14 protein-coding genes, 1 tRNA gene and 1 pseudogene are annotated in these 17582 nt (G+C 76.2%); 3 read left to right on the top strand and 13 right to left on the bottom strand.

What is annotated here, in order from left to right; all coding sequences use genetic code 11:
- The first annotated feature begins 271 nt into the window (after nucleotides 1–271).
- Nucleotides 272–1819: an IMP dehydrogenase gene (guaB, locus tag SK069_RS06410; RefSeq protein WP_319953365.1), complete on the top strand. Its 1548-nt coding sequence runs from the start codon at nucleotides 272–274 to the stop codon at nucleotides 1817–1819.
- A 1218-nt stretch (nucleotides 1820–3037) separates the two neighbouring features.
- Here guaB and pth read toward each other — a convergent pair.
- The 3 genes from pth to SK069_RS06395 all read right to left on the bottom strand — a co-directional run bounded on the left by pth (nucleotide 3038) and on the right by SK069_RS06395 (nucleotide 6500).
- Nucleotides 3038–3616, bottom strand: a complete 579-nt coding sequence (gene pth, locus SK069_RS06405; RefSeq protein WP_319953364.1) for an aminoacyl-tRNA hydrolase — start codon at nucleotides 3614–3616, stop codon at nucleotides 3038–3040.
- A 66-nt stretch (nucleotides 3617–3682) separates the two neighbouring features.
- The gene (locus SK069_RS06400; RefSeq protein ID WP_319953363.1) at nucleotides 3683–4339 is read right to left on the bottom strand and encodes a 50S ribosomal protein L25; all 657 of its coding nucleotides are present in this window, start codon (nucleotides 4337–4339) and stop codon (nucleotides 3683–3685) included.
- 25 nt (nucleotides 4340–4364) lie between these two features.
- Nucleotides 4365–6500, bottom strand: a complete 2136-nt coding sequence (locus SK069_RS06395; RefSeq protein WP_319953362.1) for a glycoside hydrolase family 2 protein — start codon at nucleotides 6498–6500, stop codon at nucleotides 4365–4367.
- A 147-nt stretch (nucleotides 6501–6647) separates the two neighbouring features.
- On the opposite strand from SK069_RS06395, the gene SK069_RS06390 reads away from it, so the two are divergent.
- Nucleotides 6648–6932, top strand: a complete 285-nt coding sequence (locus tag SK069_RS06390; RefSeq protein ID WP_319953361.1) for a DUF4235 domain-containing protein — start codon at nucleotides 6648–6650, stop codon at nucleotides 6930–6932.
- Nucleotides 6933–6959: 27 nt separating this feature from the next.
- On the opposite strand, the gene SK069_RS06385 is transcribed toward SK069_RS06390, so the two are convergent.
- From SK069_RS06385 to SK069_RS06370, 4 genes are all read right to left on the bottom strand, one after another.
- The gene (locus SK069_RS06385; protein WP_319953360.1) at nucleotides 6960–7280 is read right to left on the bottom strand and encodes a hypothetical protein; all 321 of its coding nucleotides are present in this window, start codon (nucleotides 7278–7280) and stop codon (nucleotides 6960–6962) included.
- A gap of 31 nt (nucleotides 7281–7311) precedes the next feature.
- Complete coding sequence (locus SK069_RS06380) at nucleotides 7312–8271, bottom strand: ribose-phosphate diphosphokinase (protein WP_406628266.1); 960 nt, start codon at nucleotides 8269–8271, stop codon at nucleotides 7312–7314.
- Between the two features lie 280 nt (nucleotides 8272–8551).
- Entirely contained in the window at nucleotides 8552–9952 is a 1401-nt protein-coding gene (glmU, locus tag SK069_RS06375; protein ID WP_319953358.1) for a bifunctional UDP-N-acetylglucosamine diphosphorylase/glucosamine-1-phosphate N-acetyltransferase GlmU, read from the bottom strand.
- Nucleotides 9953–10001: 49 nt separating this feature from the next.
- The gene (locus tag SK069_RS06370; protein ID WP_319953357.1) at nucleotides 10002–10541 is read right to left on the bottom strand and encodes a carboxymuconolactone decarboxylase family protein; all 540 of its coding nucleotides are present in this window, start codon (nucleotides 10539–10541) and stop codon (nucleotides 10002–10004) included.
- Nucleotides 10542–10672: 131 nt separating this feature from the next.
- Here SK069_RS06370 and SK069_RS06365 point away from each other — a divergent pair, with 131 nt between their 5' ends.
- A complete protein-coding gene (locus SK069_RS06365; RefSeq protein WP_406628265.1) occupies nucleotides 10673–11539 on the top strand; it encodes a helix-turn-helix transcriptional regulator in 867 nt (288 codons plus the stop codon).
- A gap of 131 nt (nucleotides 11540–11670) precedes the next feature.
- Here the strand turns inward: SK069_RS06365 and SK069_RS20240 are convergent.
- The 6 genes and pseudogenes from SK069_RS20240 to SK069_RS06335 all read right to left on the bottom strand — a co-directional run.
- Nucleotides 11671–12111: pseudogene (locus tag SK069_RS20240) on the bottom strand (hypothetical protein); the annotation flags it as partial.
- Nucleotides 12112–12516: 405 nt separating this feature from the next.
- Complete coding sequence (locus SK069_RS06355) at nucleotides 12517–13395, bottom strand: hypothetical protein (protein WP_319953356.1); 879 nt, start codon at nucleotides 13393–13395, stop codon at nucleotides 12517–12519.
- A gap of 91 nt (nucleotides 13396–13486) precedes the next feature.
- A tRNA-Gln gene (locus SK069_RS06350) sits at nucleotides 13487–13558 on the bottom strand.
- 95 nt (nucleotides 13559–13653) lie between these two features.
- Nucleotides 13654–15219 carry a hypothetical protein gene (locus SK069_RS06345; RefSeq protein WP_319953355.1) on the bottom strand — a complete coding sequence of 522 codons (1566 nt, stop codon included), beginning with the start codon at nucleotides 15217–15219 and terminating at the stop codon, nucleotides 13654–13656.
- 135 nt (nucleotides 15220–15354) lie between these two features.
- Nucleotides 15355–16149: an MTAP family purine nucleoside phosphorylase gene (locus SK069_RS06340; protein WP_319953354.1), complete on the bottom strand. Its 795-nt coding sequence runs from the start codon at nucleotides 16147–16149 to the stop codon at nucleotides 15355–15357.
- Nucleotides 16150–16213: 64 nt separating this feature from the next.
- The gene (locus SK069_RS06335) at nucleotides 16214–17473 is read right to left on the bottom strand and encodes a PucR family transcriptional regulator (protein WP_319953353.1); all 1260 of its coding nucleotides are present in this window, start codon (nucleotides 17471–17473) and stop codon (nucleotides 16214–16216) included.
- Between the last annotated feature and the right edge of the window lie 109 nt (nucleotides 17474–17582).

Here is a 17582-nt window from a genome sequence, read left to right as displayed (position 1 = left end):
GGTCGTGCCGCCGCGGCGCCGGGGTCGGCGGCGGTCGGTACCGGGGACAACGGCCGACCCGGACGAACGGATGCGCGCCACGTCGGCGCCGTCGCGCCAGCCGCGCGGAGGACGGACCATGCGCCGTCCGCCGTCCGGGCGATCGGCGGACGGCCGTCACGCAGGGTCCGCCCCGTGGCCGTGTACCGTCCTAGGACGGACGCCGACCTGCTGCACGAGGTGCGGCCGGGACCGCGGTCCGGTCCCCGCCGCCCGACCTCCTGCCGCCGCCATGCCGAACGTCCCGACGTCCTCCACCGTGCCCGGCGCCACCACGGCGCCGTCGGTCTCCCCGCTCGCCCCGGAGTCGAAGTTCGTCCTCGAGGGACTGACGTACGACGACGTCCTGCTGCTGCCCGGCCCGTCCGAGGTGCTGCCGAACGCCGTCGACACCGGCACGTGGCTCACGCGCAACATCCGACTGCGGGTGCCGCTCGTCTCCGCCGCGATGGACACGGTCACCGAGGCGCGGATGGCGGTCGCGATGGCGCGTCAGGGCGGCATCGGGATCCTGCACCGCAACCAGTCGATCGAGGAGCAGGCGGCCCAGGTCGACACGGTCAAGCGGTCCGAGGCGGGCATGATCCGCCACCCCGTGACGATCGGCGCCGACGCCTCGATCGAGGAGGCGGACCAGATCATGGGCCGCTACGGGATCGGCGGCCTGCCGGTCTGCGACGCCGACGGCCGGCTGCTCGGCATCGTCACGAACCGCGACATCCGGTTCGAGAGCGACCATCGCGCCCCCGTCGTGAGCGTCATGACGGCGATGCCGCTCGTCACCGCGCAGCCGGGCATCTCGGCCGACGAGGCGATGCGGCTCCTGCGCGAGCACAAGATCGAGAAGCTGCCGCTCGTCGACGGCGACGGGCGCCTCGCGGGCCTCATCACGCTGAAGGACTTCACGAAGACCGAGAAGTACCCCAACGCGTCGAAGGACGCCGCCGGCCGCCTGCTCGTCGGCGCCGCCGTCGGCGTCGGCTCCGACAGCCGCGAGCGCGCACACGCGCTCGTCGACGCCGGGGTCGACGTCCTCATCGTCGACACCGCCCACGGCCACCAGCGCGGCGTGCTCGAGGCCGTCGCCCAGGTGAAGCGCGAGACGTCGGTCGACGTCATCGGTGGCAACGTCGCCACGCAGGCCGGTGCGCAGGCGCTGATCGACGCCGGCGCCGACGCCGTGAAGGTCGGCGTCGGACCCGGCTCGATCTGCACGACCCGCGTCGTGGCCGGCGTCGGCGTGCCCCAGGTCTCCGCGATCTTCGAGGCGGCGCGCGCCGCCCGGCCCGCCGGCGTCCCGGTGATCGGCGACGGCGGCCTGCAGTTCTCCGGCGACATCGCCAAGGCGCTCTCGGCCGGCGCCTCGAGCGTCATGCTCGGCTCGCTGCTGGCGGGCTGCGAGGAATCCCCCGGCGAGCTCGTCTTCATCAACGGCAAGCAGTTCAAGAGCTACCGCGGCATGGGCTCGCTCGGCGCGATGCAGGGCCGCCAGAGCTTCTCGAAGGACCGCTACTTCCAGGAGTCGGTCGCCGGCGACGACAAGCTCGTGCCCGAGGGCGTCGAGGGCCAGGTCCCCTATCGCGGCCCGCTGAGCGCCGTCGCCCACCAGCTGATCGGCGGCCTCCGCGCGTCGATGGGCTACACCGGATCGGCGACGATCGAGCACCTGCAGAACGAGGGGCAGTTCGTCCGGATCACGTCGGCGGGGCTGAAGGAGAGCCACGCCCACGACATCCAGATGACCGTCGAGGCCCCGAACTACACCGTCCGGCCCCGCTGAGCCGGGGTCGTCGCCCGCACCCGGTTCGCCGGGGCCGAGTCGGCGTTCGGCCTCGACCCCTGACCGCGGGACCCGTGCCGGAGGACCGGCCCGGCCCCTGACCGACTGACGCCGGAGCGGCCGCCTGGCCCGTTGACGGCCGGGACCGGCGCTGGAGCGGTGGGCTGTGCCCCTTGTCGGCCTGGGGGTGGGTGCGAGGCGCCGTCGGGCCTGGTCGCCGGCCCGTCCCGCCTCGGCCTGCTCGAGCGATGACCGCCGGCTCCGACGGCCCGTCGACGCCTCGCGCCCACCCCGTCCCGTCTCGGAGCCCCTCAGCACGCGACCTGGACATCTCGGCCGCGGGTCGCGCGGGCGATGCGCGTCGCGAGCCTGCTCCGTTCCGGGGACCGTCTGCCCCGACGCACCGCCCCAGTGGTTCGCGCGCCGCTCGGTCGCCCACCCGACCCCGCTCCAGCGCTCCGCGGCCCGGGACGGCGCCCTCCCGCCGCTGCGCAACTCGGAACGGCGGACTCCGCCAATCCGCTTTCGCCGCGCCGGAGAGACCGTCGCGGGAGGAGCGACGAGCGAGAGAGACGGCGAGCGGGCACGCGAAGGCGAAGCTCGGCCCGAACGCGCCACCGAGCTCCCGGAACACGCGACCCAGCCGGTCGTCCCCGGAACCGCCTCCCCACACCACGCCGCCGCACCGAAGCCGCCGACCAGCCAGACCCGCCACGCACACCAGGCGGAACGCCCCCCCCCACGCGCTCGCCGCCCTCACTCGCCCCCCAACCCGCGCCAACGCTCCGAACCCCATGCCGCGAAGCGGGTCGGGGCGACAGCGCCGGGCCGCGAGCTGCACTGCGCCGCAACCGACCCCACGACCCCGACCAGCCCCAAGGGCGGCGCATGCTCGCGGCCCGGCGCCCCCGCTCCGACCCGCGGCCACGAAGCGCGCCACGACGGCCAGGGCCACGAACGACGCAGAGGCCGGGAGGGACGTCCCCCGCGCCACGTCCTCGGAGCGCCCAGGCCCGACGCCGCAGCCCCAACCGCACAGGGCGCGACGGGGGCGCGGGGGACGTCCCTCCCGGCCCCAGCCCAACGCCGAGCCACCCACGCACGACGCAACGCCCCACGAGGCGACGAGCGACGCGAACCACCGAGACGCGGCGCGCTGACGCCGGACGATGCGGGTCAGTCCCGGCGGCGCCGCAGCGCCCCCGGGGCAGGCCGCCCTCAGGTCAGCTCGATCGCGCCCGAGACGATCGACTCGACGCGCCGCGCGGCCTCGTCGACGAGGTCGGTGACCTCCCAGTCCTCCTGCTTCCAGCGACCGAGGACGTGCGCCGAGACGATCTCGGGATCGGTCGAGTCGGGGCGGCCGACGCCGACGCGGACGCGGCCGAAGACCTGGTCGCCGAGCTCCCGCTTCAGCGACTTCAGCCCGTTGTGCCCCGCGAGGCCGCCGCCCATCCGGTGGCGGACGTCGCCGAAGGGCAGGTCGATCTCGTCGTGGACGACGACGATCCGCTCGAGCGGGACCTTCAGCGCGCCCCGGGCGGGGCTGACGGCGCGGCCGGAGTCGTTCATGAACGTCTGCGGCAGGAGGATCGCGACGCGCGGCCCGCCCGGCTGCGTGCGTCCTTCGTAGAGGCGGCCGCGGTACTTCTCGCGCGGCCGGCCGAGGTCCCAGCGCCTCGCGAGCTCCTCGGCGACGAGGAACCCGACGTTGTGCGGCGTGCGCTCGTAGCGCACGCCGGGGTTGCCCAGTCCGACGATCAGCCAGTCGGCGGGGGTGGCGCCGCGCAGGACCATGCTGGAGCGCTCAGGCGGGGGACGCTGCGGGAGGGCGGCCGCGCGCGGGGCGCGGCCGCGCCGGCGTCACTCGCCGGCGCCGTCCTCGTCGCCCGACTCGCCGTCGGCGGCCTCGGCCGGGGCGTCGCCCTCGGCGGCCTCGTCGGCGGCGGACTCGACCACGAGGCGCGGGGCGCTGACGCTCACGACGAGCTGCTCGGCGTCATCGACGATCGTGACGCCGCTGGGCACCTGGACGTCGGCGAGGGTCAGCGTGTCGCCGATCTCGAGCTCGAGGACGGAGACGGAGACCGACTCGGGGATGTCCGTCGGGAGGGCCTCGACGGTGACCTCGCGCAGGACGTGCTCGACGACGCCGCCCTTCTTGTTGCCCGCGGACTCCTCGACGTCGGTGAGCTCCAGCGGCACCGGCTGCTGGATCTTCTGCTTCAGGTCGACCCGCAGGAGGTCGACGTGCAGGATCTCGCCGCGCACGGGGTGGCGGTGGGCGTCCTTGACGACGACCGGCTGGCTCGCGCCACCGTCGATGACGACGTCGATGACGGCGCCGGAGCCGGCGATCGCGTTGCGCAGCTCGCGGGCGTCGGCGACGATCGGCTGCGGGGCGTCGCTGCCGCCGTAGATCACGCCGGGGACGCGGCCCGCGCGGCGCGCGCGACGGGCCTCGCGCGAGCTCTGGGCTTCGCGAGAATCGACGGCGAGCGAGGAGGAGTTCGTGGACATGGGCGGCGAGCGATGGTAGCGGACGTCACCCCGTGGGTGCCGCCTCCCCATCCTCCTCGACGCCCCCGCCACCCTCCTCGCCGGGCGTCAGCGGACGGGTGTTCCCCTGGGGCGACGGCGGGATCGCGACCGGGGCCGTCGACGCGGGCGCCAGCTGGTCGACGCCGGCGAACTCGTCGTGGAGCGTCTGCCAGGCGGGCTTGCGGGTCCAGCCGCGCCGGTCCAGCAGCCCCTTGCCGTGCCACGGCGGCGTCGGCTCCCAGTTGCCGCCGGCCCAGTTCGGGCGCACGCGGAACTCCCGCAGCCCCCACCAGATCGCGCCCGACAGCCACGGCCGCGACCGGTAGACGGCGAAGTGGTAGGCGGCGTAGGCCCGCTGGAACTCGTAGGTCCCGTGCGCCTGGAGGTCGCCGCTGCGGTTCGCCTCGGCGCCCGTCTCGGTGACCATGAGCGCCTCGTTCGGGTGGCAGCGGCGCAGGCCGTCGAGGAAGGGGCCGAGGTTCGCCGGGTCGGCGAGGGCGTCGTTCGGCCCGCCGTACCAGCCGAAGTAGTCGTTGATCCCAATGAGGTCCAGCGGCCCGTAGGCGCCGACGCAGCCGTGCTGGACGCCGGCCTGGCGGGCGTAGGAGAGCGGACGGGTGCGGTCGCGCTCGTCGGCGACCGCGCGCGCGTCGCGGAAGTACCGGCGCAGCGTCGGGCCGGGCTTCGTCGTCATCTCGTTGCCGACCGACCAGGTGAAGATCGACGGGTGGTGGCCGTTGACGCGGATCATCGTCCGCAGCTGCCGCAGGGCGTCCCGCTTCACCGACGCCTTCGCGAGCTGCGCCTGACGCAGCTGGTAGACGGGGATCTCGGACCACACGAGGAGCCCGAGGCGGTCGGCCTCCTCGAGGATCCGGGGGTGGAACGGGTAGTGCCCGCGCAGCACGAGCCCTCCGAGCTCGCGCGCCTGGCGCAGCAGCAGGTCCTGGCCGGCGTCGGTGAGCGCGCCGCCCTGCTCGACGTCCTGCTCGTGGACGCCGACACCGCGGAGGTTCACCGGGCGGAAGTTCACCTCGAGCCGCCCCGCCTTCACCCGGACGGACCGGAAGCCGGTCCGCGCCCGCCACCGCACGACCCGGCGCCAGCTGGCGGGTCCCGCCGCCGCGCCCGCACCCGCGCGCCCGACCCCGAGGTCGGCGCTGAGCGTCGCGAGCTCCTGCTGCGGCCGGTCCGGGCTCCAGACCCGGGGTCGCGGCACGGTGAAGCGGTGCGTGACGAGCTTCGTGCCGCGCGCGCCGAGGACGAACGGCCTCAGCGCGACCTCGCGCCCGGCGATCGCGAGCCGCAGCCGGACCGTGCGACGCGGCGCGCCGGTCATGTTGCGCACGGTGACGCGGAGCGCGAGCGTGCCCGAGCAGGTCGGGCACGGCAGGTTCGGCGTCAGCTGGACCTCGCCGACGTCGAGCTGCTCGGCGAACCGCAGCGTCACCTCCTGCGGCATGCCGGCCTCGTTCCACCAGCCGCCCGACGGGGTGCCGTCCTTCAGGGTCGTGCCGGGCGGCAGGTCGGCGGCCGTGCGCCGGCTGTCGGTGCGGACGGTGACGGTGAGCGTGCGGTCGGCGCGGACGAGACGCGGCGGGATCTCGACCTCGAACGGCTCGTAGGCGCCCCGGTGGTGGGTGACCTCGGTCCCGCCGACGAAGACGCGGGCGTCGACGGCGGTCCGCTCGAAGCGCAGGATCCAGCGGCCCTGCCGGTCCTCGACGCCGTCGGGCAGCGTCGGAAGGCGCAGCTCGCGGCGGTACCAGTGCACGCCGCCGCTCATCGACGCGACGCCGTCGTCGGTCGCGTTCGGCACGCTCGGCACCGTGCCCGGCGACCAGCCGTCGACCCCGAGCGGCTTCTGCCAGCCCTGCTGCAGCCCGACGTCCTGGGGATCGGCGCGCACCCACCAGCGGCCGCCGAGGTTCCAGCGCCGCAGCGGTCCGGCGAACACGCGCACCCGGCCCTCCGGCGCCAGCGCGGGTGGGCGCAGCGTCGAGGTCGCGCCGGGCGTCGGTGAGCCCCCGTCGGCGCCGGCCTGCGCACCGGCCGTGGCGGCGCCGCCGCCGAGCGTCGCCACGGCGATCGTGGCGACCGCGAGCGTCCGGCGGAGGACCGAGAGCGGCAGGGGAAGCACGGCGCGGTTCCTATCAGCCGCCGTCGGGTCGCCGCGCCGCTCGGGCCGGGGCCGGACGTCACCCCGTCGCGCCGTGCCGGGGTCGTGGCGAGGCGCGGGCGCCGCCGTGTGGTTCCGCGACCCGCGCGACGGGTAGGCTGGGGCGCGATGGGCCTGCTCTTCAAGCCGTTCGCGCTGCTGCTCGGCCTCGTCGCCGGGCGGCTCTCCGCTGCCATCTTCGGTCGCATCTGGGGTGCGGTCGACGGCGATCCGCCGCCCGATCCGCGAGTCCGCGAGGACGACGGGGGCCGTGCGGTCGCGGCCGCGGCGATCCAGGCCGGCGTCGCCGCGGGCACCGCCGCCGCGGTCAACCGCTACGGCATGCACGTCTTCGAGCACCTCTTCGGTCGCTGGCCGGGCAAGCACCGCCAGGCCGACGGCACGACGGACTGACCCGCTCCGTCGTCGCGACGCCCGCGATCAGGGTCGGTCGGCGCGGCGGACGACGAAGCCGCGGTCGGCGAGCGTCTCGAGCGCGTCCTCGAACGCCGCGAAGTCCCGACGCAGCAGCAGCTCGACCGGCCGGCCGGCGGGGCCGCTCGTCCGCAGCCAGCGCTGCAGCGCCGGCAGCCCGACGCGCGCGGCGGGCTCCTCGGTCAGCGCGAGCAGCAGCGCGAGCTGCGGCTTGTGCTCGAGCTCGCCGCCGAGGACCTCCAGCGGGTCCGCCCCGAGGACCTCCAGCAGCTCGTCGTCGGCGAGCCCGAGGCGCTCGGCGAGCAGCTGCGCGGCGGTCGACGACACGGGGGACGCTCGGGCGGCGGCGAGGACCGGCTCAGAAGAGCTGGTTCTCGCCCTCGAAGACCTCGGAGACCGAGTCGTCGGTGAAGATCCGGCGGATGGAGTCGGTGAGGAGGTTCGCGCACGACACGACGTGGACGTTGTCCGGCGCGCCGGGCCGCAGCGGGATCGTGTCGGTGACGACGATCTGCTCGAACGGCGCGGCCGCGAGGTTCTCGTACGCCTTGCCGCTGAAGACGGGGTGCGTCGCGGCGGCGTAGACGCGCGAGGCGCCGGCCTCCTTGACGACCTGGCCGGCGGCGCGCAGGGTGCCGGCGGTGTCGATCATGTCGTCGACGATGATCGCGGTCTTGCCGCGGACGTCGCCGATGACGTGGCCGATCTCGGCGACCTGCTGCTGGGGGCGCTCCTTGTCGAGGATCGCGAGGTCCGCGCCCATGCGGTTGGCGAACTTCTTGTTGAGCTTCACCCGGCCGGCGTCCGGCGCGACGACGACGAGCTCGTCGTCGAGCTGGAGGTCGATGAAGTAGTCGGTGAGCATCATCATCGCGGTCATGTGGTCGACCGGGATCTGGAAGAAGCCCTGGACCTGACCGGCGTGGAGGTCCATCGTCAGGACGCGGTGCGCGCCCGCGGACTCGAGCATCCGGGCCACGAGGCGGGACGAGATCGGCTCGCGCGGCGCGGACTTCTTGTCCTGGCGCGAGTAGCCGTACCACGGGGTCACGGCGATGACGCGGTGCGCGGACGCGCCGACGGCCGCGTCGATCATGACGAGCAGCTCCATCAGCGCGTCGTTGGCGCTGATGCCCGTCTCGGGGTTGCCGCAGGTCGGCTGCACGAGGAAGACGTCGGCGCCGCGGATCGACTCGTCGAACCGGCAGTAGACCTCGCCGTTGGAGAAGGTCTTCAGCGTGATCGGGCCCGGGTCGACGCCCAGTCGCCGCCCGATCGCCTCGGCGAGCGCCGGATTGGCGCGCCCGCTGAAGAGCATCAGTCGCTTGTCGTAGCCGAGCGGGAGGCTCGTGCCGGTGTCGGCGGTCGGCAGGATCGCGCTCACGTGCAGGGTCCAGGTCCGGGGCGAGGGGTCGGCCGGCGTGCCCTCGGGCGACCGCCGCGTCCCGCAGCGTAGCCGGACCGGGCCCGGGAGTGCGCGCGCGCCACGCCGGCGTCCAGCCGGACGGGCCTCGACATCGAACGCCCGTCCGTCCCGGAGGCCGTCGCGGGCGCGGGTGCCGCGGGACCCGACCGCCCGGCCGCGAGCCTCGCGCGCGTCAGCCCTCGGCGGCGCGGCGCGCCTCGACCTGCTCGGCGTAGCCGGCGAGGTTGCGCTGCCGCTCGCGAGCGATCCCGAGCGCCCCGGCCGGGACGTCCTTCGTGATGACGCTGCCCGCCCCCGTGTAGGCGCCGTCGCCGACGCTGACCGGGGCCACGAGGGTCGTGTCGACGCTCGTCCGCACGCCGGCGCCGACGGTCGTGCGGTGCTTGCGGTGGCCGTCGTAGTTCGCGGTGATCGTCGCCGCGCCGAGGTTCGTCCCCGGTCCGACGTCGGCGTCGCCGATGTAGGAGAGGTGCGGGACCTTCGAGCCCGGCCCGATGTCGCTGTTCTTGATCTCGACGAACGTCCCGGCCTTCGCCTTCGGCCGCAGCACGGTCCCGGGCCGGAGGTACGCGAACGGCCCGATCGTGGCGCCCGCCTCCGCCACGGCCTCGACCACGTGGCTGTGGACGACGGAGACGTCCTCCCCGATCGTCGCGTCGACCGTCGTCGTGTGCGGGCCGACGACCGCCCGCTCGCCGATCGTCGTGCGACCGCGCAGGACGCAGCCCGGCTCGATCCGGGCGTCCGGGGCGATCGTCACGTCGCGCTCGATCACGGTCGAGGCCGGGTTGACGATCGTCACGCCCGCGCGGAGGTGCGCGTCGTGGATCCGGCGCTGCGCGATCGCGCGCACGCGGTCGAGCTCGAGGCGGTCGTTCACGCCGAGCACGACGTCGGGATCCGCGGCGACGTGGGCGCCGACGCGCCGGCCGTCGCCCCGGAGGATCCCGAGCGTGTCGGGCAGGTAGCGCTCGCCCTGCGCGTTCGCGTCGCCGACGCGGGGCAGCGCGCTGCGCAGCGCCTCGCCGGCGAAGCAGTAGACGCCGGCGTTCACCTCGCGGATCTCGAGCTCCGCCGGCGTGGCGTCGCCGGCGGCCTTCGTCTCGACGACCTTCGTCACGGCGCCGTCGGCGTCCCGGACGATCCGGCCGAGCTGCCCGGGGTCCTCGAGCTCCGCGCTGAGGAGCGTCGCGGCGTTGCCCTCGCGCTCGTGCGTCTCGAGGAGCCCGGACACGGTGCCCGCGTCGACGAGCGGCGCGTCGCCGGTGAGCACGACGACCGGCCGGTCCTCGGCGACGTGCTCGAGGGCGGCCGTCACCGCGCCGCCGGTGCCCTCGCCGTGGACGGCGGGATCCTGCACGACGGTCGCGACGCCCTCGGGCAGGTGCCCGTCGAGCTGCCGGCTCGGCTGGTCGACGACGACGATCCGCTCCGCGCCGATGCCGGCGGCGGTCGCGAGGACCCAGCCGACGAGCGGGGTCCCGCAGACCTCGTGGAGGACCTTCGGGGTGGCCGACCGCATGCGGGTGCCGCGGCCGGCGGCGAGGACGATCACGACGGGCGAGGCGCTCACGCCGCGCAATCTACGCGCCACCGACCGCGACCGGTCCCGGCGGCGGCCCTCAGGCCGTGAGGGCGACGCGCGGGAAGTCCACCGGGACGTCGAGGGCGACGTTCACGTAGTTCGTGAAGAGGTTCAGCGCGACGTGGGCGACGATCTCCACGAGCTCCTCGTCCGTCACGTCGTGGCCGCGCAGCTCCTCGATGACCGCGGCCGGTGCGTCACCCCGCTCGTCGACGAGGGCGATCGCGAACCGCAGGATCGCCGCGGTCCGCGGGTCCTCCGAGCCGCCGGCCTGCGCAGCGGCCATCTCCGCAGCGCTGGCGCCCGCCTTGCGGCCGAGCGCCGTATGGGCCGCCAGGCAGTAGGCGCAGCGGTTGCGGTCCGCGACGGCCACCGCGATCTGCTCGGTCAGCCGCGCGGGCAGCACGCCGCCGCCGAGCGCGCCGAACGAGCCCCACATGCTGCGCAGCGCCGCGGGCGAGTTCGCCACGGCGCGGAACATCGCCGGGGTGGCGCCGAACGCGCCGGTGATCTCGTCCAGCAGGGCGCGGCGGTCGCCGTCGGCCGTGGCGGGATCGACGAGGGTGACGTGGGTCATGCGAGGTCCTTCTCGGGGAGGGCGTGCTCGGCGGGGCCGGCACGGTCGGCGGGTGCCGACGGGACGATGGTCGCGCGAGTCGCTGGACTGCGGGTATCGTTTCGTGCCTGATCCGTACCGATTCGTCCACGATCGCGCCGGCGTCCGTCGACCGGCTCACCGGCCTGCTGGACCGGTTCGGCGTCTCGACCTCGCTGATCGAGGTGGGTCCGCTGCGGTTGCCGCGTCGCTACGGCGCCGACGGCGCGGCCCCGGGGGGCGGGCACCTGCACGTGCTGCGCGCCGGCACGATCGAGGTCGTCCACCCCGACGGCGGTCCGGCGCCGCTGCGCCGCCGGGTCGACGAGCCGACGCTGCTGCTCTACGCCGCGCCGCAGCGCCATCAGCTCGTGCCGCTCGAGCGGGTCGACGTGACGTGCGCGGCGCTGCGCTTCGCCCAGGGCCCGCTGCACCCGCTCGTCCGGGCGCTGCCGCCGGTCGTCGCCGTCCCGGTCGCCGCGATCGACGGGCTGGCGCCCGCCCTCGACCTCCTGACCGCCGAGGTCGAGCACGTGCGCTGCGGGCGGCGGCTGCTCGCCGACCGCCTGCTGGAGGTCGTGCTCGTGCAGCTGCTGCGCTGGCTCTTCGACCACCCCGAGCAGGCGGGCGTCACGGACGGGCTCGTCCTGGGGATGTCGGACCCCGGGGTCGCGGCCGCGCTCGTCGCCGTGCACGACGATCCCGGCGCGGCGTGGACGCTCGAGCGGCTCGCCGCGACCGCGTCGATGTCGCGCAGCGCGTTCGCGCGGACGTTCCGCGCGCTCGTCGGGCGGACGCCGGCGGCCTACGTCGCCGACTACCGGATGGCGGTCGTCCAGCAGCGGCTGCTGGAGGGCGAGCAGCTCGTCGGGCTCGCCCACGAGCTCGGGTACTCCAGCGCGTCGGGCCTCTCGCGCGCGTTCACCGCGCGGACGGGTGCGTCGCCCACCGCGTGGCTGGCCCGGGCCCGGGCGGGCTGATCGGCGGCCCGGCCGACCGCGGCGCACGCGTCGCGACCTCGCCGCCGCAGCGGCGCGAGGAGGCGGCGTCCCGCCTGCTCCTGCCGCCGGATGCTCGTGCCGTGCGAGCGGCCCTCGACGAGCACCACCACGACGACGACCTCGCCGTGGCACGTGTAGCGCGCCGCCTGGTTGACGCGGCCTCGGCCGTTCCACCCCGCCTTGAACGCGATCCCCCACCCCGCGGGCCGGGCGCGGGCCAGGCCCCACCGCTGCGACGGGACGACGGAGCGCAGCAGGCCCATCGCGTAGTCCTTGTGGCGCGGGGGCAGGAGCGACGCGAGCCGCGCGAAGAGCCGGGCCTGGCCGCCGGCGGAGACGAGCGAGGTGCCCCAGAGCCCGGCGACGGGGCGGAAGCCGCGGTGGCCGACGGCGCGCGCGACGCGGCGCAGCGGCTCCACCCCGCCCATCCGCCGGATGAGGACGCCGACCGGGCCGTTCGCCGAGCGGCGGATCATCGGGCCCAGCAGCGCGCGCTCGTCCGCGCGCAGCGGCCGGCCGCGGACGTCCCGGCGGCGCAGGTAGGCGGCCATCACCGTCGCCTTGACGAGGCTGTTGGAGTGCACGCGCTCGGCGCCGCGGAAGGACCACGCACGGCGCCCGACCCGCAGGGCGAAGCGGATCCGCTCGGGCCGGCGCGCCGCCCAGCGACGCGCGTCGCGCACGGCGGCGGTCCAGGCGGACGCCGGCGGCAGGCCGGACGCCGCCCGTCCGGGCGGGGCCGGTCCGGGCGCGGCCGTGCCGGGCACCGCCGGGAGCAGGACGAGCAGGAGGGTGCCCGCCACGAGCGCGACGGCGCGGCGGCGAGGACGCCGAAGGACGACGCGTCGTGGCACGCCCTCGACGATCCCAGGCGCGCCGCCCCCGCACCAGTGCCGCGTGGGCGGGATCGCGGGGCGCCCGACGCTCCATCGCGTCCGGGTCGGGCCCGTGCCGGCTCAGCGGTAGCCGTAGCGACGCAGCGTCCGGTCGAGGCTCCGCACGAAGGCGCGGTTCGACGCGACGGTGCCGCCCCGCCGGGCCGGGACGAGCCGTCGCCGGTCCGCCCAGGACCGGAGCGTGCGCAGCGTGCTCGTCCGCAGGCCGAGGCGATACCCGTCGGCCGCCCAGGCCCCGGCCGCGCCGCGGGCGTCGGCCTCGCGCGTGCGGAACATCCGCGACAGGATCCGGCGCGCCTCGGCACGCTGGCGCCGGACGAGGTCGAGGTGCTCGCCCGTGACGTCGACGAACCCGCGCTCGCCGGCGAACCGCAGGACGACGACGGGCACGAGCGACTCGACGTGCGCGGTCCAGCGGTCCTCGAAGCGGACGTCACCGGTCACGAGCACCGGCCGGCTGCCGAGGACGCGCAGCGTGAAGCCCTCGCTCTGCGTCGCGCGCACCCACTGCCGGTAGCCGGTCGCCGCTCCGGCGGCGTCGCGCTGCAGCCGCAGGACCGTGGCGCTGATGCAGCAGTGCGCGCCGCCGGTGAACTGCGTCACGAGGACCTCGGGCTCGTCGTCGCCGTCGAGGTCGCGGACGACGACCGAGGACGCGTCCTCGTCCCACTGCGGCAGGACGCAGCTGTTGCGCCCCTCGAAGGTGCAGCCCGAGCCCCGCGGGCTGCCGGAGAAGAGCTCCCGGCCGTCGCGCGCGATCGTGAGCCGCACGCCCCCGTCGTCGCCGGGCGCCGCCGGCGAGCTGGCCGTCACCGCGACGGGGCCGCCCGTGACCGTGCGCGTCCGGTCGGCGGCGCCGGCGGTGGCCGGGGCGAGCGCGGTCAGCGCGGTCGCCAGGACGAGCGCGGCGCGCGGGGAGCGTGGTCGACGGGAGCGCATGACGCCATCCTGCCGGGGCGCCCGCCCGAGCGCCAGCCTCCTGGCGCGGGCACCCCGCCCCGGCCCGCGCGGGACGCCCGGCGGGCCCGAGCTGGGGAGCCCGGATTCGAACCGGGACCGGACAGTTCCAAAGACTGCCGTGCTGCCGTTACACCACTCCCCACCGTGGCCGGGCCGGGCCATTCAAGCAGGCCCGGATGCCACGACCCGGGGTCCCGGACCCGTCCCGGGGCGGTCCGGTCCGGGACGGATCGCGGCTCAGTCGTAGAAGTTCGTGTCGTCGAGCAGGACGCCCTCGGTCGCGGGAGCGGGCCGTCCCCGCTTGTCGCGCATGATCCCGATCGTGTGCGTCTTCACCGTGCCGTCGGCGTAGCGCAGGACCGCGCGGCCGCGCGACTGGATCTCGTACGTGCCGTGCTCGTCGGGCGGGAACTGCGCGCCGTAGACGAACGGCGTCCCCACGCCGCCCAGCGTCGAGATGCTGCTGCTCGTGCGCACGAACTGCCCGTTGGGGCCCATCGCGAGCGTCTCGTGCCAGGTGGTGCAGCCGAGCACCAGGCCGCAGAGGCCGCTGAAGCCGCGGTGCTCCAGCCGGACGTCCAGCCGCGTCCCCGCCTTCGGGGTGTCGACGGGCCGCATCACGACGCCGTCGAGCACGATCGTGCCGTTCTTGAACGTGCCGGACTGGTCGCCGACCTTCAGCCGGCCGGTCCGGCGGTCGTACGCGTAAGGCCGGCAGCCGTCGCCCGTCGGCTTGCCCTTGTCGTTCAGCGTCTCGGTCGCCTTCGTGCAGGTCGGCAGGCCGCCGGTCGGCAGGCCGAGGTACGCCCACCTCGCGTTCGAGAAGAAGACGCCGCGGTTGTCCCACGCCCGATCGACGTGCGACACGAACCCGTAGAACTGCCGGCCGACGAGCCCCGACGTCGCGGCGCGGCCGCGGCTGAGCGAGATCGCCTCGCGCGCCACGAGCGTGCCGGAGCTCGCCCGGACGGGGAGCGTCGTCGTCGCGCGCGAGCGGGCGCCGAGCCGGACCCGGACGGTCGCCGAGGCCGAGCGGCCGGCGGCGATCGACGACCACCTCGAGCGGCGCAGCCGGACGGTCGCGCCGCGTGCCCCGCCGATCCGCAGCCGGACCGCCCGCGCCGTCGCGGTCCCGACGTTGCGGACCCGGACGCGGATCGACATCCAGCGGTTGCGGCGCACCGTGCGGGGCGTCGCGCCGACCTCCACGGCGAGCTTCGCGACCTTCGCCGGCGCCGGCGTCGGCGGAGCCGGGGGCGGCGGCGCGGGCGGGGGCGGCGGGTCGGTCGCGAGGACCCGGAAGCCCCGCGTCTGCCCCAGGGTCGTGCTCGCGTCGTCGGGCGAGGCGACCCGGGCGAAGGTGCAGCGGTACGACAGCCCCGCCAGCCACGGCTGGGTCGCGGTGAGCGTCACCCGAGGTCCCTCGATGCCGACCTGCGCGTCGCCCTCGGATCCGGTCGACGTCAGCACGCGCGCGGGCCCGGCGCCGGCCAGCGGCGCCGAGATCACCGCCTGTGGCGGCCCGCAGCTGTCGCCGCTCTCCGTGCCGAGATGCAGGACCACGCGCGCGGGCGTGCCGGTGGCGGCGTCGCCGCCGAGCGTGATCGTCCCGCTGAGGGTGCCGGCGTCGTCGTAGACCGTCGAGAGCGACGCGACGCGGCGTGACGGGTCGCTCCCGACGTCCGAGCCGGGCACGTCGGCGCGGTGGGTCGCCGCCGTGGCGCCCGCGGGGACGGCGACGGCGAGCAGGGTCGCGGCCGCGATGGGGGCGGCGGCGCCACGGGCGAGCGAGCGCGCGGACATGGGGTGGTCCTCGTGATGTCGGGGGACCGGCGCGGGGACGCCGGCGGCAGCGGTCGCCGCCACCCCGTTCCTATCGCATCCGCCGGCCACCCGTCACGGCCGCTCGCCGAGCGGCGGGGCGCCAGCCTCCGCGCGTCAGTCCCAGGTCAGCTGGGTGCCGACGGGCGCGGGCGGGTCGGCGACGACGTGCGGGATCGCGGCCTCGAGCACCGCCGCGAACCGCTCGCTGCTCGCCGCGATGAGCGATACGAGCGTCTCGACCGGCGTCGGCTCGTCGCGGACCCCGTTGGCGTAGTCGGTCTGGAACCCGAGCAGGGCGTACGGGATGCCCGCCTCGCCGCAGAGCACCGTCTCCGGCCCCGCCGTCTGGCTGACCGCGGTGACGCCGGCGGCGCGCAGGCTGCGGATCTCCGCCCGCGTGTTGAAGCGCGGACCGTCGACGTGGCCGTAGACCCCGCCGTCGCGGACGGCGAGGCCGGCGTCGGCGGCGCCGCGCAGGAGCGCGCGACGCAGCTCCGGGCTGAACGGCCCGTCGAACACCCAGTGCCCGCGGCCGGGAGCCCCGGGCTCGTCGTGCAGCGTGCAGGGGCTGCCGTCGGCGAGCCGGTTGGCGAGGAAGTGGAGGTCGTCGAAGACGACGAGGCCGCCGAGCTCGGCGTCCGGCTCGCACGCGCCGCAGACCGTGACGGCGAGGACCGCGTCCACCTCGAGCACGCGCAGGGCCTCGACGTTCGCGCGGTGGGTCACTTGGTGGCTGACGAGCTCGTGGCCGTCGCGGTGCCGGGCCAGGTGGACCAGCTCGTGCTCGCCGGCGACGGGTCCGAACGTCGCCGGGACGCTTCCGAACCGCGTCCCGACCTCGACCGTCGGCGCGGCGCCGAGGCCCGGCAGGCGGTAGGTCCCGGAGCCGGTGACGATCGCGATCCGCATCGCGCGGGACCCTATCCAGGGTCCGCGCGGCGGGCCGGCCGCTCCGCGACGAGGCGCGCCGCGCTCAGCTGCGGCCGGTGCGCCGGCCGCCGGAGCCGCGGCGCGGGCGAGCGTCGCGATCCCCGAGCGCCGCGCCGTCGTGCTGCCCCAGGCCGAGCACGCGCATCGCCTTGAGCCCGAGGCTCAGGCGCTCGCGCCCGTCGCTGGAGGTCACGTCGAGCCCGCAGAGCTCGCGCACGCGCTCGAGGCGGTAGCGGACGGTGTGCCGATGGGTGAAGAGGCGCTGGGCAGCGGCGGCGACCGAGCCGTCGGCGTCGAGGTACGCCGTGACGGTCCCGACGAGATCGGTCTCGTACTGGGCGTCGTAGGCGGCCAGCGGCTCGATCGTCTCGGCGTAGAAGCGCCGGAGCTCGTCGGGGTTCTCGCTCATCGCCGAGAGGAGGAGGCGGTACGCGCCGGTCTCCTCGAAGCCGAGCACGGCCTGGTCCGGGTCGCCCTCGCCGACGTTGCAGGCCAGGAGCGCCTCCTGGACCGCCCGCGGCAGCTCGCCCGGCTCCTCCGTCGTGCGTCCGTGCCCGACGGAGACGCCGTGTCCGGGCAGCACGCCGTCCAGCTCGGTGAACGCCGCGCGCGCGGCGCGCTGGATCGCGTCCTCGGCGGGCGCCGGGACGAGCGCGGTGATCTCGCAGGCGGAGGCATTCGGGCGCTCGATCGCGCCGACGAGGGCCGACGGCGAGACGGAGCGCGCGCCGCGCTCGACGGCCGCCAGCGCCCGGGCGCGCCAGCCGTCGTCGCCGGACACGTGCGGATGGACCCGGACGACGAGCGAGCCGACCGGGCCGCTGAGGTCCAGGCCGAGCTCGGTGCCGCGGCCGACGATCGTCTCGGGGTCGTCGAGGTCGCCGTTGAGCAGGTCGGTGCAGAACGCCGCCGCCTCCTCCTGGCTGGCCCGCGCCGGGGCGCGCACCCGCTCGACCTCGAGCGCCAGCACCGTGAGCACGAGCGCCACGATCCCGGCGTCCGGCTCGCCGCGGTGCTGCAGGACGACGCTGCCGGCCGGCTCGCCGGCGACGACCAGCGGATCGCTCGGCAGCTCGCCACGGGCGGCGAGCAGGCGGCGCTCCTCGTCGCGCGAGCGCGCGGCGACCGCGAGGACCGCGCCGCCGCGGTCGGCGACCACGACGCCGGCGTCGAGCGCGCGCGCCGCGGCGCGCGCCAGGGCCGGCAGCCCGGCACCGCTCCCGACCGCCTCGGCGATCGCGCCCAGCGGACCGGTGTCGCTGGCCGCGTCGGCCTCGACGAGCGGCTCGGAGGGCGATGGCACGCCCCTGATCGTATCGACGGAGCCGCGCACGGCCGGTCGTCGGCGCTCGCGGTGCGGCGTGACGGCGTGTCAGCGCGCCGCCGTCGGTGCCCCGGAGGACCTCGCTGGA

Origin of the sequence: Patulibacter brassicae (genome assembly GCF_033949425.1) — a bacterium.
GTDB lineage: Bacteria > Actinomycetota > Thermoleophilia > Solirubrobacterales > Solirubrobacteraceae > Patulibacter > Patulibacter brassicae.
Note: the sequence above shows the minus strand (reverse complement) of the source record. Positions and strands in the feature narration are given on the sequence as shown.